A 24,115-nucleotide genomic window follows, 5' to 3' on the forward strand; every position below is an offset into this window, starting at 1 on the left:
GATTAGCCGCGGCGAACACACCCTAATTATTTTTATTGTTGAGTGTAATTTTTTAAACACATAGAAACATAGGTTTTTTTGTTTGCTTTTAAAAGGATTCAAAAAAGAAACTAGTTTCTAACACATACCTATGTTTGTTTAAACAAGTGAAACGCCTTTCTATATTTCTATTGGCTATGTTTCTATGTGTTTAAATATTTTGTGACTAGTATTATTTTAGTTTTGAAATTGCCTGATTGATGAAATCTAATTCTGAAATCGATAAATCAAAATCCATTGTTTTTGCGTTTGAAATGGCTTGTTCTGCGTTTCTTGCTCCGGCTAAAACAATTGTGATTCCTTTTTGTAAAGTTGTCCAGCGTAAAACCAATTGTGAGATTGAAATGTGTTTTGCATTCGCCAATGAACTCAATTCTTCGACTAGAGTTTTTACTTTTTGAAGATCAAACTGACCAAAATATCCGTTTCTGTGATCGTTGTCTTTTAGTTTACTGTCTGTGAAATATTTTCCGGTCAATAAACCTCTTTCCATTGGGCTGTAAGCTATGATTCCGATGTTTTCTGTGGTTGTGTATGGTACTAAATCTGATTCGATACCGCGATTTAGCATGCTATACGGAACTTGGTTGGATGCCAATCGAATTGTTTTTTGTGCTTCCTGAAGTTGCGAAAGGCTATAATTACTTACTCCGGCTGCCCTGATTTTTCCTTGTTGGATTAAGGTTTCAAGTGTTTCCATAGTTTCATGGATTGGAGTTGTAGCGTCTGGCCAGTGAATTTGTAATAAATCGATATAATCAGTTTGAAGACGTCTTAAGCTATTTTCGACTTCTTTTATTATACTGCTTTTTGATGCGTATTTGTAAACCGGGATTTGTTTTCCGTTGTCATCGGCATCAAAAAAGAATTCTCCTTTTCCGTTGTTGCTTCCGTCCCAAACCAAACCAAATTTGGTTAACAATTGTACTTTTGATCTGTCTTTTGTTTTTAAGGCTTCACCAATCATTTCTTCGCTTAAACCAAATCCGTAAAAAGGAGCAGTGTCGATTGTGGTTACGCCATGATCGATTGAAGCGTGGATAGAATCGATTGAATCTTTCTTTTCGTTTCCGCCCCACATGTTCCCGCCAATAGCAAATGCTCCGTATGTAATAGTTGATAATTCAAGTTCTGTATTGCCTAATTTTCTATATTCCATAATATTATATTTTAATGCTTAAAAATTGTTTAGCAAAATTATACCATTTTTAAGACTATTAATTTGTATATATTTGTCTTTTTTATGTAAATTTGTAGCCGAATTAATAAAGACTATCATGAAAAAAGAAAATTTATACGAGCCGTTTACCGTTTCCTTTGAAACTCTGGATGAATATCCTGATGTTGGGGATCGTCATAATTTCTTTGAATTGGTATATATTCTGGGAGGAACAGGAAGGCAATGTATCAACAAGAATGTTTTTGAATATGATGCGGGACATATGTTTTTATTGACGCCTGAGGATTGTCATAACTTTACGATAGAGAAGGAAACGAAGTTTTTCTTTTTGAGATTTAATGATATCTATTTGAAAAATTCGAGTCTGCAGAATGAGAATATTCAGCGTTTAGAATATATTCTACAAAATGCAAATCATCAGCCGGGATGTATTTTAAAAAATGAGGCAGATAAATGTTTGGTAAAAGTGATGGTTGAGGCTATTATTAGAGAACATGAGAATAAGGATGTTTATAATAAAGAATTGATTCAGCAATTGGTGAATACTTTGATTATTGTAGTAGCGCGAAATATTGCGAAGTACTTGCCGGAACAGGTTAATATTGGCTGTGAAGCCAAAGCAATGGATATTTTGCAATACATCCAGAACAATATCTATTACCCTGAGAGAATAAAAGCAGAATCGCTCAGTGAATATTTTGGTATTTCGAATACATATTTAGGGCGTTATTTCAAGAAACACGCTAATGAAACGATGCAGCAATATATCAGTAATTATAAAACAAAACTGATTGAACATCGTTTGCAATTTAGCGATAAGCGAATCAACGAAATTGCGTATGAATTTGGTTTTACGGATGAAAGCCACTTTAATAAATTCTTTAAGAAACAGAGAGGGAATAGTCCTTCGGAGTTTAGGAAAGTGATACGTGTTAGTGCATGATAATGGCACACGGATGACGCGGATTCGCAAGCGAAAACACGGATTATCGCGGATTTTTTATAATAGATTAAAGAATAAGTACTTAAAGACGAATTACATTAATTTGCACGAATTTTTTTGCCACCGATTTTTGCGACGCAAGTTCGTTATCATCTCGGGTACAAATTAAAAGAATTTTTTAATCTGTGTTAATTTGTGAAATTCGTGTTTAAATTATTTTTTTTATTACTCTAAGTGTATGTGTGTGTTTATTCAATTCAGCATTGTAAATTCCTAAATGGTCCAGACGGTCGATACGTACTTTTCCACTTGCGTGAATGATGTAATTATTGTCCATTATAATACCAACGTGTGTGATGTTTCCTTCGTCATTATCAAAAAAGGCTAAATCTCCTGCTTCACTTTCTTCGATAAAGCTTAACGCTTCACCTTCAAGAGCTTGCTGTGAGGCGTCGCGATGTATTTTGTATCCGTTTAGTTTGTAGACCATTTGCGTAAAACCGGAACAATCGATTCCAAAAGGTGTTTTGCCGCCCCAAAGGTAGGGTGCGTTTAAATACATAAAAGCGGTATTTATTAAAGCGCTTTTTGGTTTTGTGCCACTAGTTTTTGTGCCTTCGAAATCAAAGTTAGAAGTATTTATTTCGTTATTATTCAAAAAGGATAATGATGCACCAAGCGGAATCGGTAATAATAAATTTTCCGGCGCACTGATATAATCAATTAGATCAGCATTAAGAATAATCGCTTCTTTGCTTAACTGATTGAAATTTGCTTCAGAAATAATTTGGTACTGTTTAGAATCTACCCAACCTTCGTAGTCATCATATTGCATTCTTATTCGGGCCCATTGATTTTGGCGTTCTAAAATCTCGAGATGTTCGCCAAACAAAAGTTGTGTAACGATTTCACTTCTGTCACTTGGCTCAGATCGAACGGGTACTATAGCTAGATTGCAAATTCCGAACATTTAGGGTAATTTATTAGTTGAAATTCAGGAGTTATTTGCACTTGAAAATAACTCCTGAATTTAATATTATTTAAGCTCTTTCTATAACAATTGCAGATGCGCCACCGCCACCATTGCAAATTGCAGCAGCTCCGGTTTTTGCATTGTTTTGTTCTAAAACATTTAGCAAAGTTACAATGATTCTTGCTCCGGAACATCCCAGAGGATGACCTAATGAAACAGCTCCACCATTCACGTTTACTTTATCATTATCAAGACCAAGAATTTTTGAATTAGCCAATCCAACAACTGCAAATGCTTCGTTGAATTCAAAATAGTCGACATCGCCAATTGCTATTCCTGCTTTGTCTAAAGCTTTTGGTAAAGCTTTTGCCGGGCTTGTTGTAAACCATTTTGGTTCCTGAGCAGCATCAGCATAACTTTTTATGTAGGCGAGGGGTTTTAATCCTAATGAGATTGCTTTTTCTTCAGACATTAAAACTAAAGCTGCAGCTCCATCATTGATTGTTGAGGCATTAGCAGCAGTAACAGTTCCGTCTTTTGTGAAAACGGCAGCTAATGAAGGTATTTTATCCAGTTTTACGTTAGTGTATTCTTCGTCTTTAGAAACTATGATTGGTTCACCACGTCTTTGAGGTACTTCTACAGGAACAATTTCGTTATCAAATTTTCCTGCATCCCATGCTTTTGCACTTCTTTCATAAGACTGAATTGCAAAATTATCCTGCTCTTCACGGCTGATTTTGTATTCAGATGCACATAAATCAGCGCAAACTCCCATTGCGTTGTTATCGTAAGCATCTGTCAAACCATCTTTTTGCATTCCGTCAAGCATAGTTGCAGGGCCAAATTTAGTTCCGTTACGCATTTGTACGTAGTGTGGAATCAAACTCATGTTTTCCATTCCTCCGGCAACTACTATTTCAGCATCGCCACAAGCGATAGCCTGAGCAGCAAACATAACAGCTTTCATTCCTGAAGCACAAACTTTGTTTACAGTTGTAGCAGCAACTTCATTAGACAGGCCGGCGAAAAGTGCAGCCTGACGTGCTGGCGCTTGTCCAACTCCGGCTTGTACTACATTCCCCATGAATACTTCATCAACTAATTTTGGGTCAAGGTTAATTTTTTGAAGTGCGCCTTTAATAGCGGCAGCACCTAATTTTGGTGCGGGTACGGTAGATAAACCTCCCATGAAACTTCCGATAGGTGTTCTAACGGCAGAAACGATAACAACTCTTTTGTTCATTTTCTGTTAATATTAGTTAATCAAGCAAATTTACTCTTTATTTGAATAAATTCAAATTTTGATCCAATTCGATTGGATTTTAAATTTAATATAAATTTTTTGTTAATTCTATTTGTTTGATTGTGAAGTGTTTTAAAAAAAAGATGAAAAAAAGATGAAAAAAAGCACCGAAATAGTTGTGAGATATCTAATGTTGTCATACCTTTGCCACCGCAAAACAGGACATGTTTCCTTGAGCTGGAGAGTTGCCTGAGTGGCCGAAAGGACTTGTTTGCTAAACAAGCGTATGGGTAACTGTACCAAGGGTTCGAATCCCTTACTCTCCGCTTAATTTTTGTCTCGGGTTTAGAGTAGTCCGGTTATCGTGTCCCGATTTAGATTGGGAATAACACAGATACAAATCTATTGACTAAAAAGTTCGGGGTGTAGCGTAGCCCGGTTATCGCGCCTGCTTTGGGAGCAGGAGGCCGCAGGTTCGAATCCTGCCACCCCGACGAAAACTTTGCCATAAAGTTTTAAAACAAATGGACGCATAGCTCAGCTGGATAGAGCACCTGCCTTCTAAGCAGGCGGTCGAAGGTTCGAATCCTTCTGCGTTCACATAAAAAGCCATTCAATTGAGTGGCTTTTTTGTTTTAATGACCGTGGTATAGTTTTAGTAAAATAATTGGATGCATAGCTCAGCTGGATAGAGCACCTGCCTTCTAAGCAGGCGGTCGAAGGTTCGAATCCTTCTGCGTTCACGAAAAACCACTCAAATCGAGTGGTTTTTTTGTTTTGTATCATTTGCTAAGAAAACGAAATTGATGAATTACTTCTATGTCTTATATTCAAATTCACTTAATCAATATTATATTGGTCATACATCTGAGAGTTTAGAGGAACGATTACGTAAACATTTATCAAATCATTCTGGATTTACTGGCAGAGCGAAGGATCCGATCGTTGCTTATTTTGAAGAATTTGTGACCAAATCATTGGCTTATAAAAGAGAATTAGAAGTGAAAAAATGGAAAAGTAAATTAAAGTTGAAAAACTTATAAATAATCTGTCGCCATAATTCAGCTGGATTGAGCATCCCGATTCAATTGGGACTGTCTAAATTCTTTTTAATTTACGAAATACAATTTGTCTATATATTAAGATAACTAAAGCTGTTTTGCTTCAGCATTTCTGGTACGAATAGCTTCTTCGGTTCTGGGAATAAGAATTTCTAACCCAAAGTTTACAGCATTTGCCTGAACCTCTTCGATAAACGGTCGAAAACTTATATTATATTCTTTAAAAGCTTCTTCAAAATTTCCGTCATGTTTTTCAAAAGCATCTGCCAAAGACGCCGCACCATTTATTGCCAGCGATCCGCCCATTCCGGCTGCTGGAGATGCACAATAAGCAGCATCGCCTACAAGAGCAATTCGGCCTTTTGTCCAGGATGGCATTTTTATCTGGCAAAATTTATCAAAATAAAAAGTTTTAGAATTCTGTACTTCTTGTAATAATTCCGATGTTCTCCAGCTTTCTCCAGCGAATTTTTCGAGGATAATATTTCGTTGTTCGTCCTCATTTCGATAATCATAAGGAATTTCTTTTTCGGAACGAAAGCAAAGAATAATGTCTGTTTTATTGTTGTAAGTATTCAGCATAACAGCTTTGTTGGGCACATTATACAATTGAGCACTATCTTCTTTTATTAAAAGTTTATCTACGATAGTAATCGAAAAATATTGCTGTAAAAAGTGCACATAGTCAGTTTCAGGACCAAACCACAGTCTTCGTACGGCGGAATGAATTCCGTCACAACCAAATACGAAGTCAAATTTTTTCTGAGGATTATTTTTAAAAGTAACCTTGACCTCTTCATTTGTTTCGTTTAATGCTGTAATACTGTCATTGAAAACAAATTCGACATCATTTTTTATCGTGTTGTATAGAATTTTAAGCAGTATATCACGTTCAATTTCAGATTCATCGTCGTCAATTTGTTCGTCGTCATCATGCGCCATGAAACCTTCGGTGATATTATCAGCGTTTTTAAATTCTATAATTCTCGGATTCAGCCTGTTTGATTTTATCTGCTCAAAAATGCCCATACGTTTTGCAATATCAACAGTATTGCCCAATATATCAACAGGAGTTCCGCCCATTTTCAGGTCATCTGCAACTTCGACAATAGTTACTTTGCAGCCAAATTTATTCATCCAGTAAGCGGTAGAAAGTCCGGCAAAACTTGCGCCTGAAACAAGTACTTTTTTATTTTTTAATGTTTCCATTTTGTATACGATTTATATTCAATGCAAAGGAACATCCTAAATCAGTGTCGCAAAATAGCCAATCAAAGTAAGTATTGGACTAATCGAGGTTTTTGTTTCTAAAAGTTAAAGCAGACATGCCTGTAACCTTCGTAAACAGTCGTGAAAAATAAGCATAATCATCGTATCCTAAAACCGAAGCAATTTCTTTTACCGATTTATCAGAGTGATAAAGCAACCGTTTTGCTTCTAAAATTACCCGTTCCTGTATGTGATGTGAAACCGAAAATCCAGTTGCATTTTTGATACATTCGTTTAAATAAGGAGTCGAAATATTCAGTTTTGGACTATAATCGGCAGGACGTTTTAGAGTGGTATAATTCTTTTCTAATAATTCCCGGAACGTTTTCGTTACAACGTCAAATCTTGAAATTTTATCTGTTGACGGAACATTTTTCAAATACTGCGAAATCACTAATGCAACGAGCGAATTACAACTGTCTTTTATTATAGAATGATATAATTTATCGCTTTTAAGTGCAGATAATTGTATACCAAGTAATACTGCTTCTGCGATAACAGAGAATATTTCTTTCTCTAAAACTAACGGTTTTACGGGAGTAATTTCTTCCAGCAATTTCAAATATTCAGGATTCAGGTTTTCATTATCAATAGCCCAACAGCTCACGATTACATTTTCTGTGGTTATGGTATGATGCACCTGATTGGGGTGAATGTAAATCACAGAAAAGGGTTCTATTGTATACTTTTGAAAATCAATTTCGATAGCAACAGTTCCTTCTTCAAGCAGAAAAAAAGAATGGCGATCGTGTCGATGTGCCTGATTTTCTTCCTTAAATTCAGCTTTTTCTTCAATGCTCAAATCGTTAAAATTAAACCTTTCGATAGCAATACCGGTATGCACATCTTCTGTCATACGATTTACCGGAATAGTTTTATTTTTCTTAGACATTGGCTGTTGATTGAGATTGCAAAGTTATTTATTCATGGCAATATATTCAGATGGTGTCATAGAAAAATGCTTTTGAAAATTTCTTCCAAAACTCGTCTGAGATTTATAACCCACTTTTTCTGCGATTTCATACATTTTAAAATTCTCGTTCAAAAGTAGTTCTGCAGCTCTTTTTAACCGAACTAAATTGATCAGTTCATTCGGGCTTAGATTCGAAATATCCTTGATTTTTCGATACAAAGTCGAACGGCTCATATTCATGATTTCTGCGAGTGATTCTACGCTTAAATCGGGATCTGTAATGTTTTTTAGAATTTCGTCATCCAGTTTTTTAAGGAACTTTTCATCGGTTTTATTGTGTGCGATACTTTTAATGTGCGAAAGTGGCGAACTCGCATAATAATTCATAATCTGTTTTCTATTTTCGATCAGATTATTAGCCTGAACTTTTAAATAATCCATTGAGAAAGGTTTTGCGATATACGCATCTGCGCCAGCACCAAGACCATCAATTTGAGATTTTAGCGAGTTTTTGGCCGTAAGCAAAATAACCGGAATATGACTCGTCTCCAGATTGGATTTGATTTCTTTACACAGCGTAATTCCGTCCATAACAGGCATCGAAACATCACTTATCACCAATTGAATGTTTTCGTTGTGAATTATTTTCAGCGCATTTTCGCCATTATCAGCTTTTAAAACAGTGTAAACCGAAGACAATTCTGTAGCAATAAAATTCAGTAAATCTTCATTGTCTTCTACAATCAAAAGCTGTGGTTTCTCGTGTTTGTTTTCGATTGCAATAGTTTCGGATTCAGTTTCGATTTCTTCTTTTTCAGGTTCATTATAAAACATAAATTCTTCTTCCTGGCGCAGCGGAACCACAAGTTCAAAAATATTAACTTCTGAATCTGGAATTACCTGTAAGTTTCCGTGATGCAATTGCGTTAGCGAATGCGCCAGCGAAAGCCCAATTCCCGTTCCTGAAGTCGTATCCATATTATCCACTCTGAAAAATGGTTCGAAAATTTTATCTTTTAAATGAAACGGAATTATATTCCCGTCATTTTTCACAATCAAAGTCAGTTTTTTTTCGTCCCTGAAAAGTGTAATCGAGGCTTTGTCTTTGGCATATTTAATGGCATTGCTCATCAAATTGCTCAGGATTTTTTTGAAAGCCTCTTTATCTACAAAAGCAAAAATATCTTTATCGCCCAGTTCCAGTTCAAATTTAATGCCTCTTTCTTCAATCAATTGGCTGAATCTTAAATGAAAATTCCTCACCATCGATGAAATATTTGCTTCGACAAAAGTAAGTTTCAAACCTCCAATTTCAGATTTTCTAAAATCTAATAATTCGTTTACTAATTTTAATAATCGTGAGGTATTTTTTTTCATTATAGAAAGATTCTGAGGTACTTCCGGCAATTGGTGTTCCATCACTAAAAGTTTTTCCAGAGGTCCTTTTATCAACGTCAATGGCGTTCTGATTTCGTGCGCTACATTGGTAAAAAAATCAATTTTGGCCTGATAGATTTCTTTCTCTTTTTCGTCGTTAAGATGTTTTATTTTGCGATTGTTCTTAATCTGGGTTAAATTTTGCGAATACCGAATTATATAATAAAACGAACCGCAAATTAAGAGAAAATAAAAAAAGTAAGCATAAGAACTTGCCCAAAACGGAGGAAGGATTCTTATTGTTAATTCGACTTCTTTACTCCAAACGCCAAAACTATTCAATGATTTTACTTTAAAAACATAATCGCCAGGTGCCAGTTCTGTAAAGAAAACTTTGTGGTTGCGTTCCAGATAAACCCAGTCATTATTAACGTTTTCGAGTTTATACCAATATTCTGTAAGTTCAGGAGCCGTGTAATTTAAGGAAGCAAATTCAAGATTAAACGACGATTGGTTGCTGTTAAGTTCCAGTTCATCAATATGAGAAATCGATTGTTTTATAGGAGAATCATCTCCGTTCGCATCAATATCTTTATTATTGATCTGCAAATTGGTAATAAAAATCGAAGGCGTGTATTTGTTTTTGGTAAAATTCTTTGGGTTGAAACTAATCATTCCGTTAAGGTTTCCAAAATACATATCGCCGTTATCATCTTTAAAAGCCGATGCATAATTAAACTGATCGCTCAATAAACCATTTGCCGTGGTATAAATTTTAATGCTTTTATGGTCCGGGCTAAATTTTACCAAACCTTTAGAAGTCGTCAGCCATAAATTTTTGGCATCATCTTCTAAAATTGAATATACGACATTGCTTGGGAATCCGTTTTTTGTGGTGAATTTTTTAAAAGTCCTTGTTTTTTTATCCAATAAATCCAGTCCGTTTTCGGTGGCAAACCATAAGTTTTTTGCGCTGTCTTCAAAAATATAGTTGATGGAATTATTACTAATGCCATTCGGATTTTTGTAATCATAAATAAAAACCTCTTTCTTTTTAGTTTTCGGATTATAATAAAACAAACCGTCGCGATAACTTCCTGCCCACAAATTGCCGTCGCTGTCTTCTTTATAATTCGTGTAATGTGTCGTTTCAGGAAAGTTTTTTAAGGTTTCAAAAGTATCATTTTGATCGTTATATTTATAAAGTCCCATTGTTGTAATCACGATCAATTCGTCTTTTTTGGTTTCATAAAATGAAAAAATAAAATTACTTCTCAATCCTGACGACGGATTATTAGCACTATAATGTTTGATAACGGCGCCTGAATTTCGATCTAAAACATCTAATCCGTGCTCAAAAGTTCCCACCCAAATTTTGTCTTTTCTGGGCATCAAAGCATGTATATTGTAGTATGAAACGTTGCTTTTGCTTCCGTTGGGCAAATACGAAGTAAATTGTTGGGTTTTAGGATTAAATCGGTTTAAGCCAGCATCTTCAGTTCCAATCCAGAGATCGCCTTTATCATCTTTATGGATTTCCCTGACGGCGCTTCCGCTAATAGAATTTTGCCCTTTCTGCGGGAAGTATTTCTTGAATTGTGTGTATTGTTTTTGATGGTAATTGATACCGCCAAAATAAGTTCCAATCCAAATCCCGTTTTCCTTATCAATAGTGATAGAATAAGCCGCATTGTCTGAAATCGCATACGGATCATTGTAATTTTTTTTCAGATTTACATTCACTTTTGTTTTTAGATTATAAACATAAACTCCTGATTCGCTGGCAATCCAGAGTTCGTCATTGTCTTTCTTTTTAAATTGACGGACATAAACCGGATTCTTGGTCGAAAATTGCAGACCTGAAGTCATTTTTCCGGGAATATTATAAACCAAAACTCCATCTTCTTGTGTACCAATCGCAATATTGTTTTTGTCTAAAGCATAAATAACCGTAATCCTAAAATTGGCAGAACCTGCGGGAGGCGTAATCGGAATGTTTTCAAACGAAAGATTTTCTTCAGAATAGCGGTAGATTTTATTTAGGGAAGATGCCCAGATTTCTCCATTTGCATCGCGTGAAATCGAAGTCACAATAAAGTACTTATTGGGGTTGAAAGTCTTGGTTTCTTTTTTTACCATAGAATATTTGTAGAGAATATTTCCTGAGATAAACCAAATATTTCCATTCTTGTCGTGGTTGATATCGTTGATCCTGTCATTAATTGCTTCGTTTAAAACTGTAAACTGGTCTGTCTTTTTATTGTATTGGTACAAACCTTTGTCTGTACCCACCCAAATTACACCTTTATATTCATGCAGGGATTGTATATAATTGCTTCCTAAACTATGAATTGGGTTGCCATTACTTCGATAGGTTTTAAATCGGTAACCATCAAATCGGTTCAAACCGTCTTTAGTTCCAAACCACATAAAACCATCTTCGTCCTGTAAAGAAGTCAAAACGGTGTTGTTTGAAAGTCCTTCTTCGACCTGAAAATGTTTGAAATAATATTCTTGCGCCTGAATAAGATTTATTGAAAAAATCGAAAAAAATACAATAAGAAAGAATTTACGCATAGTTGTGTTTTTTATGATAAAACCAGAACTTATTCAAATCGTGTCAATATTCGACATAATGTTGCAAGTCGTTGTTTTTCTGGTCTGTTTTGTACAATTTGACTCATTTGAGAGAGATATTGACACAAATGAATCATTTTATTTTGAATTAAAATCATCTACTTTGACTTTTTAAATAAATGATATTGATATTTTTTAACCTTAAAAAATAAGACATCAGTAAAATTAACTTTAAAAAATAACGTCATTAATACTTTTGAATTAAAATGCACACATTATTAACAGATGCCAATTTACAATGGTACGCCGCTCGGATAAAAGATGGCTAAAACTTTACAAATTAAGTACAAAACCAACCAAAAAAGAAAACTATCTAAAATGAAAAATCAATGAAAACAAAGTTCACTCAAATTTTAAAGCAGAGATATTACCTCTTGTTTTTCTTTAGTTTATTAGTGCAACAAACGTATGCGCAACAGCAAATAACCATAAGCGGAAAAGTATCTTCAGTAACAGGAGAACCAATTCCGTTTGCAAATGTTGTCATCAAGAATACCAAAAACGGAGCAGTTACTGATTTCGACGGAAGGTATAAAATTGAAGCAGCTTCAAATCAAACACTGATTTTTAGTTCGCAGGGATATAAAACAATTGAAATTGCGATTAACAATAGAACGACAGTAGACGCTTCTCTGGAAGAAGATGCAATGAAACTGGACGAAATTGTGGTTGTAGGGTATGGATCTCAACAGAAAAAAGACCTTACAGGAGCAGTTTCCCTAGTAAAAGCCGAAGAAATTCAAAAACGTCAGATTACAACTGTAGCAGACGGACTACAGGGTTTAGTTACTGGAGTAAAAGTGCGTGGCGGTGGTCGTCCGGGACAGGAAGCGAATATCGAAATTCGTGGTTTAAAAAATCTTCAAAGTACTAACCCATTATATGTAATTGATGGATTGGTTACATCTGCAAACAGAGATTTTAACCCAAATGATATTGAGACTATTCAGGTTTTAAAAGATGCATCTGCAGCAGCAATTTATGGTTCGAGAGCTGCAAATGGTGTAATTATTATTACAACCAAAAAAGGTAAAAAAGGTCCGCTTAAAGTGGAAGCTTCAGCAAAAAGCAGTTTTACTACAATGCCAAAATATAGTTTGATGGGAACAGAAGAGTTCGCTAAATTCAATAATCAGGCGTATGATAATGCCGGAGCGCCAAGACAAAACTTAAATATGGCAGTCGATACAGACTGGCAGGATGTGGTTTTCCAGAACGGAATGATCAATGACTATAATGTAAGTGTTTCCGGAGGAGGAGATAACTCGTCATTTTTTATGTCGGGAAATTATTTTGGAAATAAAGGAACTGTAGTAGGAACTGATTTTGACAGAATCTCATTCAGGGTAAATTCAAGCGGTTCAAAAGGTATTTTTAGTATTGGAGAAAACATTGCTATTAGTAATTCAAAAACTGATGAAATGTCAGGAAACCCAATTATTGATGTATATAGATTAACACCAACAATTCCTGTTTACGACGCTTCTAATCCTGGTGGTTACGGTTACGGAAAACAAGGTGTCGCAGATACTTTTGGTACAAACCCTTTGGCTCTTGCTGATTTTGCCAATACTATCAATGAGAATTTTAGAATAAGAGGAAATATCTGGTCTGAACTTAAATTCACGCCATGGTTGAAATACCGTTTCAATTTTGGATATGAAACCAGCTTTGATAGCTATAATTTCATGAGGAAATTAGGAAACTGGACTTTAAATCAACCGGTAGAAAAATCATTCATCAACCAAAATAAAGGAAGATCAGAAACCTTGCTTTATGAAAATACACTGACTTTCAAAAAAGCATTTGGTAAACATGATTTCACTGTTTTGGTGGGACAAACATTCCAAAAAGACAATTACAACCAAATTTACGGAACAAAGAGAAATCTTTTGATAAACTCAGGTACAGGATCATATTATGATGTTCTGGATTTAGGAGATTCGCCGGAAGTTGGAGGTTTTAGAAACGAAGCTGCTTTGACATCTTATTTAGGAAGATTAGAATACAATTATGATAATCGTTATTTGCTTAATGCAGTTATCAGACGAGACGGATCTTCAAGATTTAGTGACGATAATAAATGGGGGAATTTCCCATCTGTTTCTGCAGGATGGAGAATCAATAACGAATCTTTCTTTAAATCAGAATTTATTAAAGATTTAAAACTAAGAGCGAGTTACGGAGAATTGGGTTCAGGAAATATAGGAAACTACGAATATAAAAGTTTCATTAATACTTTTGGAACTGTAGTTTTGGGTAACGGACAAGGTTTGTATCCTGCTGCAACTCAGGTAAGATTATCAAACGCACAATTGCGTTGGGAAAAATTAAAACAATCAAATTTCGGTTTAGATCTTGGTGTCTTGAACAACGATTTGCGCTTTACAGCAGATTATTTTGTGGCACGTACCGAAGATGTATTGTTTGGTTTCCCAATTTTATTAACTACCGGAAATGACGGAGGAAATCCAATTTCTAATGCTGCAACTGTAGAAAATAAAGGTCTTGAACTGGAATTGGCTTACAGCAAAAAAATCAATGATTTCTCTTTTAATGCTTCGATCAATTTTACTAAAGTAAATAATAAACTGGTTTCATTAGGTAACGGGCAAAACCAAAATATTCAGGATAATACGATTACTCGTGCCGGAAACGCGGTAGGAATGTGGTACGTTTTGCAAACAGACGGATTGTTTCAAAACCAAGCTGAAATTGCCAATTACAAAAATGCGGATGGAAAAGTAATTATGCCAAATGCGCAGCCTGGAGATATTCGTTTTAAAGATGTTAACGGCGACGGACAAATTACAAACGAAGACAAAGATATTGTTGGAAGTCCTTGGCCAGAATTTGAAATGGGTTTAAATGCAGGAGCTGAATACAAAGGTTTTGATTTTTCTATGAACTGGATTGCGTCACACGGGGCAACGGTTTATAACGGATTTAGGAGTGTTGTGGATCGTTTTGATGACAATAGCAATTACAGAACAGGAATTCAGCCCTGGACTCCGGAAAATCCAAATACTGATTTTCCAAGAATTGTAAAAGGAACAACTTTGAACTCAAGGGGAGATACAGACAGATTCTTAGAAAACGGTGATTTTATCCGTTTGAAATACATCGGATTGGGTTATAACATTCCGGATAGCGTCTTGAAAAGTGCCGGAATTACAAGAGCAAGATTAACAATATCTGCACAAAATGTTATTACAATTACAAAATACAAAGGTTTAGATCCTGAGTTTAGTAACTCTAATATTTTTCAGAGAGGTGTTGATAACGGGGCTTTCCCAAACTTACAAACGTATTCATTTGGTGTTGAATTTAGCTTCTAATTTTAAAAAAATCGCGTAATGAAAAAAATAATAGTATTAATAGCAATTTTTTCAGGTCTGTTTTTCACATCATCATGTGAAAACGAATTAGATCTGGACAATCCAAATGCTGTAACCGTAGATCAGTATTGGAAGACCGAAACTGATGCACAGGCAGGAGTAAACTCCATTTATGCCATGTTTTATAAAGATGGATTATGGGCAAGATGGATGTATTTTCGCTTAGACCTGACTTCTGATGAAGGATTTAGCAATAGCCCGTGGACAGAATTAGCTGACTGGACAAGATTTAATTACATTAATTATAATTTCTGGGAAGGGCAGGTAGTAACCTGGAGAGATACTTATAAAGCCGTTTTTAGATGCAATCAGGTATTGGCAAATGTGCCGAACATTACGTTTCAGAATGAAGACGATAAAAAGAGAATTATAGCACAGGCAAAATTCTTTAGAGCATTACATTATTATTATGCTGCAATACTTTGGGAAAATATTCCGCTTGTTTTAACACCGTCTACACCAGCAGATTTACCGGAACAAAAAAATGTAACCGAAGTTTGGGCACAAGTAGAAAAAGATCTAAATGAGGCTTTTGAAGATTTACCTACATCATGGTCAGCAGAACAAACAGGAAGACCTGATAAAGGTGCAGCAAAAGCATTTTTAGCAAAAGTATACATGCAACAGCACAAATGGAGTGAAGCAAAAGGCGCTTTAGATTATTTAATAAGCGGGGCAGGCGCAAAATACAGTTTAACTTCAAATTTTAGAGACAACTTCACGGATCTAAAAGAAAACAACAGTGAATCTGTATTTGAAATTCAGTTTGGAGATCAAAAAAGCGGAGGAACAGATGAGGGTCAAAGTGCTGCAGTTTCAAGCAACCGTGCTCAGTTTTTTGCACCAAGAGGAATTGGATGGTCTGACGGACAAGCTCGTTTCTGGTTGATAAATGCCTTTAAACAAGAAAAAAATAAGGACGGAAATCTTGATACCAGATTGAGATATACATTATACTATCCTCAATTACTAGCCGATTTTGGAGACAAAGTATACGGTAAAAACTGGGAATGGGGCAATGACGAAGCATGGTTCAGAAAAGGAAGCCGTGATTATTACCGAAATAACGAAGATTATTACAGTCAGGTAAATTACAGATTGGTTCGTTACGCCGATATTTTATTGCGCTATGCCGAAGTTTTGAACGAACTGGGAAATACGCAAGATGCTTATCAATATGTAGACTTAGTGAGAGCCCGTGTAAACATGAACGCTTTAGCGGTGGCTCATCCTGAAATAGGAAACGATCACGATAAATTTTTAGAAAGATTAAAAACAGAACGAGTTTTAGAATTGGCCGGAGAAAGTGTTCGCTGGGAAGATTTAAAACGTTGGGGAGATTTAAACACTCAGGCTTCTGTCGATAAAATTGCACTTCGTGATCCTGATTTCAAAAACTTTGTAGTAGGAAAAAATCAAAGATTACCAATTCCGCAAGTTGAGGTTGAAAATAATCCGAAATTAAAACAACACGACGAATATTAATAGCTTAAAGGGAATCAGATCAAACAAATCTGATTCCCTTATAAAAAGAACGATCGTTCATAAAACAACAAAATTTATAATGAAAAAAGTAAAATTGTGTCTGACATTTATGTTGGCAGGACTTGTATTGCTTAGTTGCAACAATAAAAAGAATACTACCGAAGAAAATAAAAATGAAACAACTGCGGTTGAAAAAAGAGAAATCTGGACAAAAGATCAGGCCAATAAATGGTATGCGGAACAACCTTGGTTAGTAGGCGCAAATTATTATCCTAGCACAGCTATAAATCAGTTAGAGATGTGGCAGGAAGATACATTTGATCCCATAAGAATCGACCAGGAACTGGGTTGGGCAGAAGCTATCGGCATGAATGTTATGCGCGTTTATCTTCATGATTTATTGCACAAGCAAGATGCGGAAGGTCTTTATAAACGCATGGACAAGTTTCTGGAAATAGCAGATAAACATCATATTAAAACATTATTTGTTTTATTTGATTCCTGTTGGGATCCTTTTCCAGCTTTAGGAAAACAACGTGCGCCAAAACCATTTATACACAATTCAGGCTGGGTACAAAGTCCGGGGCAAAAAGTTTTGCAGGATGCTGCACAATATCCTCGTTTAGAGAAATATGTAAAAGAAACTGTTGGTAAGTTCAAAGATGATAAACGTGTTTTAGGTTGGGATGTATGGAACGAACCGGATAATATGACGGGACCATCTTACGAAAAAATCGAAATAAAAAACAAAGTCGATTTGATTCTACCACTTTTAAAAAATGTTTTTGTCTGGGCAAGAGAAAGCAATTCTTCTCAGCCATTAACTTCCGGAGTTTGGGTTGGTGATTGGAGCGATGAAACAAAGATGAAACCAATACACAAAATGCAGATCGAACAATCTGATATTGTTTCTTTTCACAATTATAATACACCTGCGGATTTCGAAAAAGTAATCAAACAATTACAGCGTTACGGAAAACCTTTATTGTGTACAGAATATATGGCAAGACCAAACGGAAGCACTTTTGAGGGATTTTTACCAATCGCAAAAAAGTATAATGTTGGCATGATCAACTGGGGTTTTGTTGACGGAAAAACACAAACTAAATATGCTTGGGACAGCTGGACGAAAAAATACGATTCAGAGCCAAAACTTTGGTTTCACGAAGTACTTAAAAACGATGGAACACCTTATATAAAAGCAGAAACAGATTTGATTAAGAAAATGACTGCTGAGGCGAATAAGAAGAATTAGAAAATTAGATAATGTGTCAATTTGATAATTTTTTTGCCACAGATTGCGCAGATTAGAATGATTAATTCTAATCTGTGATGAAAAACTAAACACAAAGAAACATAGATTTATTGTTTCTTTTTAAGAGTACAAAAAAGCTCGCTTTCACAAATAGCGATGTGTATTTTAATAAGTGAAACGCCTTTTTCAGTCAAAGAAAAGCGATGTCTCTATGTGTTAAAGAAAACATTTTTATCCCGATACTATCGAAGTGGCAAAAAATAATTAGTGGAATTCGTGGCAAAAAAAACATTTTAATCTTTTAAAAACATGAAAAAAAACACAATAAAACAGCTCTTTTTTCTGGTAGTAATTCTAGTAGGATTTTCAGCGAAAGCGCAACAGCCAGATCCGCCTGGTCAAGTAAAGGGAAATGAAAAACCTAAAAACGAAGCGTATCTTTTTGCGCATATGACACACAACGATTATGGTAGATTGTATTATTCTGTGAGTCTTGATGGTTTGCATTGGGAAAACTTAAACAGCGGAAAAAGAGTTTTTGAAGATTATAAAGGACATCCCGATATCTGTAAAGGTCCGGACGGAAAATATTACATCGCAGGAAATACAGGCGACGATGCAAAAACCATCAACATTTGGGTTTCGGATGATTTAATTACGTGGAAAAAACACTCTGATTATACGCCTGATTTAAAAAGTACACCTGATTATTCGAATGCTTTACAGCGAATTGGCGCACCAAAATTATATTATGACAAAGACTCAGAAAAGTTTATCATGACCTGGCACACGCCACATCTTGACGGAACAAAAGAAGATCCGGAACGTTATTGGGCAAGTCAGCGAACGTTGTATGTTTTATCTAAAGATTTAAAAATTTTTGAAGGAACACCAAAACGTCTATTTGATTGGGATATGGGAACCATTGATGTTTTCATTCGTAAAGTTGGCGATTCCTACTACGCCGTAATCAAAGATGAAACCTATCCAACTCTATATTGGACAACCGGAAAAACCGTCCGTATTGCGAAATCAAAATCACTATTAGGACCTTATTCTTTGCCCCAGCAATCTATCAGTCCCAACTTTAGAGAAGCACCAATGTTGATTCCTTCACCAGATGATAAAATATGGTACATGTATTACGAACAATATCCCGGAGTTTCCTACGGATTATCTATCGCAGATAATCTCAACGGACCTTGGTTTCAAGCCTCAGGTTACACCTTTTTTTCCGATTGGGATAAATACAGTTTCCCCGAAAAAGTACGTCATGGTTGTATGATTACAATTTCAAAAAAAGAATACGACGGCTTGGTGAAGAAATTTGGTTTGACAAAAAAGTAAAAAATAAACCATATAAACAATATAAGATGAGCTTAAATTAATATGAACTTTTATTGCTTATATGGTTTAAAAAATGAGTTCTAAACTCAGGAAAAATATGGTTAGTGAAGTTAGTTTAAGTAATTACCAGACTTGTGTGAATATAAGTCTGGTAATTCAATTTTGATTTAAATGAAATATCACGGCATTATTTAATGAAAGATGCCAAATAAATAGACAGCATGAAAAGAAAAAGTATCGTTTTTTTAGCCTTGTTTTCGATGTTTGCAGCAAATGCGCAATGGAAACCTCAGGGCGATAAAATCAAAACCAAATGGGCAGCACAGGTTGATCCTGCTAAAACATTACCAGAATATCCCCGTCCGATTATGGAGCGCAGCCAATGGAAAAATTTGAATGGTTTATGGAATTACGCCATTCAGGAATTTGGAAAAAACGCGCCATCAAAATATGACGGACAAATTCTGGTTCCGTTTGCGGTAGAATCTAGTTTGTCTGGCGTGATGAAAGAAGTAGGGGCAAAAAATGAACTTTGGTATGAAACCAATTTTTCGATTGAATCCAACTGGAATAATAAAAATATCCTTTTACATTTTGGCGCTGTAGACTGGAAAACGGAAGTTTTTATAAACGATATCAAAGTAGGTTCACATACAGGTGGTTATACACCGTTTTCATTTGATATTACACCATTTATCCAAAAAGGAAAAACTCAAAAACTGGTTGTAAAAGTTTGGGACCCGTCAAATGATGGGCCGCAGCCAAGAGGTAAACAGGTTAAAAATCCCGAAGGAATCTGGTATACGCCTGTTACCGGAATCTGGCAGACGGTTTGGATAGAACCCGTAAATACAAAAAATATTACGGCACTAAAAACAACTCCAAATATTGATCAAAATACGATAAGCATTAAAGCTGATGTCGCGGGAGCAACAACCGGAGACGTAGTCGAAATATCAGTTTTTGACGCAGGAAAAGAAATTGCCAAAGAAAAAGCTGTTGTTGGCGAAAGCAATGATATTGTTTTGAATAATGTGAAATTATGGTCGCCTGAAAATCCATTTTTATATCAGACAAAAATCCGTTTAATCAGCAATAATAAAGTGGTTGACGAAGTGAAAAGTTATTTTGCGATGCGAAAAATTGCATCAAAAAGAGATGAAAACGGAATCATGAGAATGCAGTTGAATAACAAAGATTATTTTCAGTTTGGTCCTTTAGATCAAGGGTGGTGGCCAGATGGTTTGTATACGGCACCCACAGATGAAGCTTTGAAATATGATATTATTAAAACAAAAGATTTGGGTTTTAATATGATTCGTAAACACGTAAAAGTCGAACCGGAACGCTGGTACTCACACTGCGATCAATTGGGAATTTTAGTTTGGCAGGATATGCCAAGCGGAGATGAACAACCGCTATGGCAAAACAAAAAATATTTTGAAGGAACTGAATTACTGCGTACTCCAAAATCTGAAGAAATCTATAGAAAAGAATGGCGGGAAATTATGGATCATTTGTATTCGTATCCAAGTATTGTTGTTTGGGTTCCGTTTAACGAAGCGTGGGGACAATTTAAAACTGTAGAAATTACAGAATGGACAAAACAACATGATCCGAGTAGATTAACGAATTCATCAAGCGGTGGAAATCATTTTCAAACGGGAGATATTCTCGATTTACACAATTATCCGGGACCTGAAATGTATTTGTATGATGCCAGAAGAGTTACTGTTTTAGGTGAGTACGGCGGAATTGGCTTGCCACTTGAAGGTCATTTATGGAGAGCAAATGACAATTGGGGTTACGTAAAATTTAAAAATGAAAGTGAAGTAACAGCCGAGTATATCAAATATGCCCAAATCCTAAAAAATTATGTAAAAAGCGGATTCTCAGCAGCAGTTTACACGCAAACAACGGATGTTGAGGGCGAAGTAAACGGCTTCATGACTTACGACAGAAAAGTAGATAAAATGGATTTTAAAGCTGTGAATAAAATGAACACAGAAGTTATTGATGCTTTAAACCATAAATAGTTTTTTTAAGCACATAGAAACATAGTTTTTTGTATCGAAAAGAGAAGATAAAAAGAAACAAGTTTCTAAACATAGTAATAATGCATAGCCCGAAGTTTCAATTTTGGGAGTCAAAGAGAAAAGTCAGTTACGTATTTCTATCTGTACGAGGTTTAATTTTTATTCTAAAAAAGCAATATAAATGACTTTTACCGCAAAGAGCGCAAAGGTTTTATGCAAAGTTCGCAAGATGACAATGATTGTGTTTACGGATTGAGAAGAATGGATTAAAATTCATCCCTACAATATAATTTGAGCGAAGGCTCTTTTAGGAGGAACGAGTTATATTGTAGCAACGGATTTAAATCCGTTGAAAAGAACAAAAAGATTTGGTTTTATTATAGAAATTAGGATGACAAACTATGCCGAAATATTGTTATGAAAATCATTGTCTTAGCCCCGATAGAAGTGGAAATCCTTTTGTGGAGGGGTTCGCCACAAAAGATTGTAACGGATAGCGGGATTAGCTTCTAATAAAAGGAAGCAATTTGACCCAATTTTTGATACTAAAAACAGATACCCAACAATAAAAAAATAAAATGAAAAAATGCTTATTACTCTTTTTGCTAGCGATTGTTTCTACTGGATATTCACAGCAAAAAACATTCACAAATCCCATTCTACCAGCGGGTGCTGATCCTTACAGCACGTATTACAACGGATATTATTATTACACGAATACGTTACAAAACCGATTGGTGCTTTGGAAAACAAAAGATCTATCTGATCTGAAAAATGCCCAAAGCAAAGTCATTTGGCAAGCACCAAAAGGAACCGATTATTCTGCGGATATCTGGGCGCCTGAGTTTCATGTCATTAACGGGAAATGGTATTGTTATTTTGCAGCAGACAATGGCGATAACAACACGCATAGAATGTATGTATTGGAAAATAAATCATCAGATCCGTTTAAAGGAGATTTTGAATTTAAAGGAAAAATCGCTGCTAAAACGGACAAATGGGCGATTGATGGAAATGTTTTTGAGCATAAAAAACAATTGTACATGATCTGGGCAGGATGGGAAGGCGAAACTAACGGACAACAGAATATTTACATAGCCAAAATGAAAAATCCGCTTGAGATTGAAGGAGATCGCGTTATGATTTCCGCACCAACAAACGATTGGGAAACGCACGGAGCTTTGCATGATGATATAAATCCGGCGCAGGTAAATGTGAATGAAGGCCCTCAGTTTTTATCTCGAAATGGTAAAGTTTTTATCGTGTTTTCGGCTAGTGGCTGTTGGACAGATTTTTATGCTTTGGGATTGTTAACTTTTACAGGAAGTGATAATTTGTTAGACGCATTGGCATGGAAAAAATCTCCTGAACCAATTTTCAAACAGTCGGATAAAAATAGGGTTTATGCGCCGGGACATAATTCGTTCTTTAAGTCTCCTGACGGAAAAGAAGATTGGATTTTATACCACGCCAATTCAAATCCGGGAGAAGGATGCGGGAATAAAAGAGCACCAAGAATGCAGAAAATCAATTGGGATGCAAATGGATTTCCGGTTTTGGGAGAACCTGTAAGCGAAGGAACCAAATTAGCGTTGCCATCAAAATAGAAATTAGAAAACATCTTAAAAGTATAAAATGAAAAATATTCAGATTGCTGGGGTTATCATGCTGGCACTTTTTCAATTTAATTGTAAAGACAGTAAAAAAGAAAATTCACCATTAAAAGAAACAATTGGCACAAGAACAGATTCTACAAAAATAGTTTTAGAAGAGAAGAATTTTGATACTACAATAGACAATAAAAAAGTCAATTTGTATTGGATTGAAAATAAAGGAATCAAAGCGGCTTTTACCAATTACGGAGGAAGATTAGTTGGCCTTTGGGTTGCAGATAAAAACGGAAAACCAAGAGATGTTGTGGTTGGAATGAATAGTGCAAAAGGTTTTAAAAATGCTACAGAACCTTATTTTGGCGCTACAATTGGAAGAGTGGGTAACCGAATTGCAAAAGGAAAATTTACCTTGGAAGGAAAACAATATCAGGTTCCGCTTAATAATGGAGAAAATGCTTTGCACGGCGGGATAAAAGGTTTTCAGGATGTGGTTTGGGATGTTGCTAAAACTAATGAAAACACTTTGGTTTTTAGTTATGTTTCGCCAGACGGAGAGCAAGGTTTTCCCGGGAATTTAACGGTAAGAGTTACATACACTATTACAGATGATCATTCTATAAAAATGGAATATGAAGCGACAACCGATAAAACGACAATTGTCAATTTAACAAACCATGCCTTTTTTAATTTGAATGGGGAAGGAAGCGGTAGTATCATAAATCATGAATTACAGATTTATGCCAATGAATTTACACCGGTTGATGAAGGTTTGATTCCGAATGGAGAATTAAAATCGGTAAAAAATACGTCATTTGATTTTACTTCAAAACATACTATTGGAGAACGAATTGAAACGAAAGACGAGCAGTTGAAATTTGGAAAAGGATACGATCACAACTATGTTTTAAACGGAACTAAGAAAAACGGATTGAACCATGCGGCAACAATTTCAGGAGATAAATCGGGAATAATAATGGATGTTTATACTCAAGAACCTGGATTACAGTTCTATAGCGGAAATTTTATGCAATCAAAAAACACGTTTAAATCTGGTTCGAAAGATGATTTTAGAACGGCTTTTGCATTGGAAACACAACATTTCCCGGATGCACCAAATCAGCCAAAATTTGCACCAATTGTTTTGAAAGCAGGGCAGAAGTATCATACGGTTTCTTATTATCAGTTTTCGGTGAAGTGAGAGAAAGACGGAATGAGATAATGAAATAATGGGAGAATAAGAGAATAAAGAACATAAAGTAAATCGCCCAAGTTTGTCATTTCGATCGAAGAGAGAAATCACATTAGTAAGTCGACAAAGATTGGCGATATACTATACGGAACTT

The 24,115-nt window shown here is 35.5% G+C and carries 15 protein-coding genes and 4 tRNA genes; 13 read left to right on the plus strand and 6 right to left on the minus strand.

Translation table 11 applies throughout. The annotated features are described in order from the left end of the window. Nucleotides 1-211 precede the first annotated feature (211 nt). Complete coding sequence (locus NJT12_RS09820) at nt 212-1,198, minus strand: aldo/keto reductase (RefSeq protein ID WP_271335724.1); 987 nt, start codon at nt 1,196-1,198, stop codon at nt 212-214. A 118-nt stretch (nt 1,199-1,316) separates the two neighbouring features. Here NJT12_RS09820 and NJT12_RS09825 point away from each other — a divergent pair, with 118 nt between their 5' ends. Further along, nucleotides 1,317-2,162: an AraC family transcriptional regulator gene (locus NJT12_RS09825; protein ID WP_271335725.1), complete on the plus strand. Its 846-nt coding sequence runs from the start codon at nt 1,317-1,319 to the stop codon at nt 2,160-2,162. A 208-nt stretch (nt 2,163-2,370) separates the two neighbouring features. Here the strand turns inward: NJT12_RS09825 and NJT12_RS09830 are convergent, their stop codons facing one another. Beyond that, nucleotides 2,371-3,132 (minus strand): C40 family peptidase, encoded by a 762-nt coding sequence (locus NJT12_RS09830; protein WP_271335726.1) that lies wholly within the window; start codon nt 3,130-3,132, stop codon nt 2,371-2,373. A 70-nt stretch (nt 3,133-3,202) separates the two neighbouring features. Then, nucleotides 3,203-4,381 carry an acetyl-CoA C-acyltransferase gene (locus tag NJT12_RS09835; RefSeq protein ID WP_271335727.1) on the minus strand — a complete coding sequence of 393 codons (1,179 nt, stop codon included), beginning with the start codon at nt 4,379-4,381 and terminating at the stop codon, nt 3,203-3,205. Between the two features lie 239 nt (nt 4,382-4,620). Between NJT12_RS09835 and NJT12_RS09840 the strand changes: the two genes are divergently transcribed. The 5 genes from NJT12_RS09840 (at nt 4,621) to NJT12_RS09860 (ending at nt 5,424) form a co-directional block, all read left to right on the plus strand. Beyond that, nucleotides 4,621-4,707: transfer RNA gene (locus NJT12_RS09840), tRNA-Ser, on the plus strand. 93 nt (nt 4,708-4,800) lie between these two features. Beyond that, nucleotides 4,801-4,875: transfer RNA gene (locus NJT12_RS09845), tRNA-Pro, on the plus strand. Nucleotides 4,876-4,907: 32 nt separating this feature from the next. Next, nucleotides 4,908-4,981, plus strand: a tRNA-Arg gene (locus tag NJT12_RS09850). Nucleotides 4,982-5,050: 69 nt separating this feature from the next. Further along, nucleotides 5,051-5,124, plus strand: a tRNA-Arg gene (locus NJT12_RS09855). Between the two features lie 63 nt (nt 5,125-5,187). Beyond that, nucleotides 5,188-5,424: a GIY-YIG nuclease family protein gene (locus tag NJT12_RS09860; RefSeq protein ID WP_271335777.1), complete on the plus strand. Its 237-nt coding sequence runs from the start codon at nt 5,188-5,190 to the stop codon at nt 5,422-5,424. 105 nt (nt 5,425-5,529) lie between these two features. Here the strand turns inward: NJT12_RS09860 and NJT12_RS09865 are convergent, their stop codons facing one another. The 3 genes from NJT12_RS09865 to NJT12_RS09875 all read right to left on the minus strand — a co-directional run bounded on the left by NJT12_RS09865 (nt 5,530) and on the right by NJT12_RS09875 (nt 11,578). Next, nucleotides 5,530-6,651, minus strand: coding sequence for an FAD-dependent monooxygenase (locus NJT12_RS09865; protein WP_271335728.1), 1,122 nt, complete (start codon nt 6,649-6,651; stop codon nt 5,530-5,532). 79 nt (nt 6,652-6,730) lie between these two features. Continuing rightward, the gene (locus NJT12_RS09870; RefSeq protein ID WP_271335729.1) at nt 6,731-7,603 is read right to left on the minus strand and encodes an AraC family transcriptional regulator; all 873 of its coding nucleotides are present in this window, start codon (nt 7,601-7,603) and stop codon (nt 6,731-6,733) included. A gap of 24 nt (nt 7,604-7,627) precedes the next feature. Further along, nucleotides 7,628-11,578 carry a hybrid sensor histidine kinase/response regulator transcription factor gene (locus NJT12_RS09875; RefSeq protein WP_271335730.1) on the minus strand — a complete coding sequence of 1,317 codons (3,951 nt, stop codon included), beginning with the start codon at nt 11,576-11,578 and terminating at the stop codon, nt 7,628-7,630. 389 nt (nt 11,579-11,967) lie between these two features. Here NJT12_RS09875 and NJT12_RS09880 point away from each other — a divergent pair, with 389 nt between their 5' ends. The 7 genes from NJT12_RS09880 to NJT12_RS09910 all read left to right on the plus strand — a co-directional run bounded on the left by NJT12_RS09880 (nt 11,968) and on the right by NJT12_RS09910 (nt 23,970). Continuing rightward, nucleotides 11,968-14,976 carry a SusC/RagA family TonB-linked outer membrane protein gene (locus tag NJT12_RS09880; RefSeq protein WP_271335731.1) on the plus strand — a complete coding sequence of 1,003 codons (3,009 nt, stop codon included), beginning with the start codon at nt 11,968-11,970 and terminating at the stop codon, nt 14,974-14,976. An 18-nt stretch (nt 14,977-14,994) separates the two neighbouring features. After that, nucleotides 14,995-16,521: a RagB/SusD family nutrient uptake outer membrane protein gene (locus NJT12_RS09885; protein WP_271335732.1), complete on the plus strand. Its 1,527-nt coding sequence runs from the start codon at nt 14,995-14,997 to the stop codon at nt 16,519-16,521. A gap of 79 nt (nt 16,522-16,600) precedes the next feature. Beyond that, the gene (locus NJT12_RS09890; protein ID WP_271335733.1) at nt 16,601-17,776 is read left to right on the plus strand and encodes a glycoside hydrolase 5 family protein; all 1,176 of its coding nucleotides are present in this window, start codon (nt 16,601-16,603) and stop codon (nt 17,774-17,776) included. 309 nt (nt 17,777-18,085) lie between these two features. Then, nucleotides 18,086-19,123 (plus strand): glycoside hydrolase family 43 protein, encoded by a 1,038-nt coding sequence (locus tag NJT12_RS09895; RefSeq protein WP_271335734.1) that lies wholly within the window; start codon nt 18,086-18,088, stop codon nt 19,121-19,123. Nucleotides 19,124-19,344: 221 nt separating this feature from the next. Beyond that, complete coding sequence (locus NJT12_RS09900) at nt 19,345-21,159, plus strand: glycoside hydrolase family 2 protein (protein ID WP_271335735.1); 1,815 nt, start codon at nt 19,345-19,347, stop codon at nt 21,157-21,159. A gap of 578 nt (nt 21,160-21,737) precedes the next feature. Further along, complete coding sequence (locus NJT12_RS09905; RefSeq protein WP_271335736.1) at nt 21,738-22,766, plus strand: glycoside hydrolase family 43 protein; 1,029 nt, start codon at nt 21,738-21,740, stop codon at nt 22,764-22,766. A 28-nt stretch (nt 22,767-22,794) separates the two neighbouring features. Beyond that, nucleotides 22,795-23,970, plus strand: a complete 1,176-nt coding sequence (locus NJT12_RS09910; RefSeq protein ID WP_271335737.1) for an aldose epimerase family protein — start codon at nt 22,795-22,797, stop codon at nt 23,968-23,970. Nucleotides 23,971-24,115 lie beyond the last annotated feature (145 nt).

The sequence above is a fragment of the Flavobacterium azizsancarii genome (assembly GCF_027980145.1).
GTDB classification, from domain to species: domain Bacteria; phylum Bacteroidota; class Bacteroidia; order Flavobacteriales; family Flavobacteriaceae; genus Flavobacterium; species Flavobacterium azizsancarii.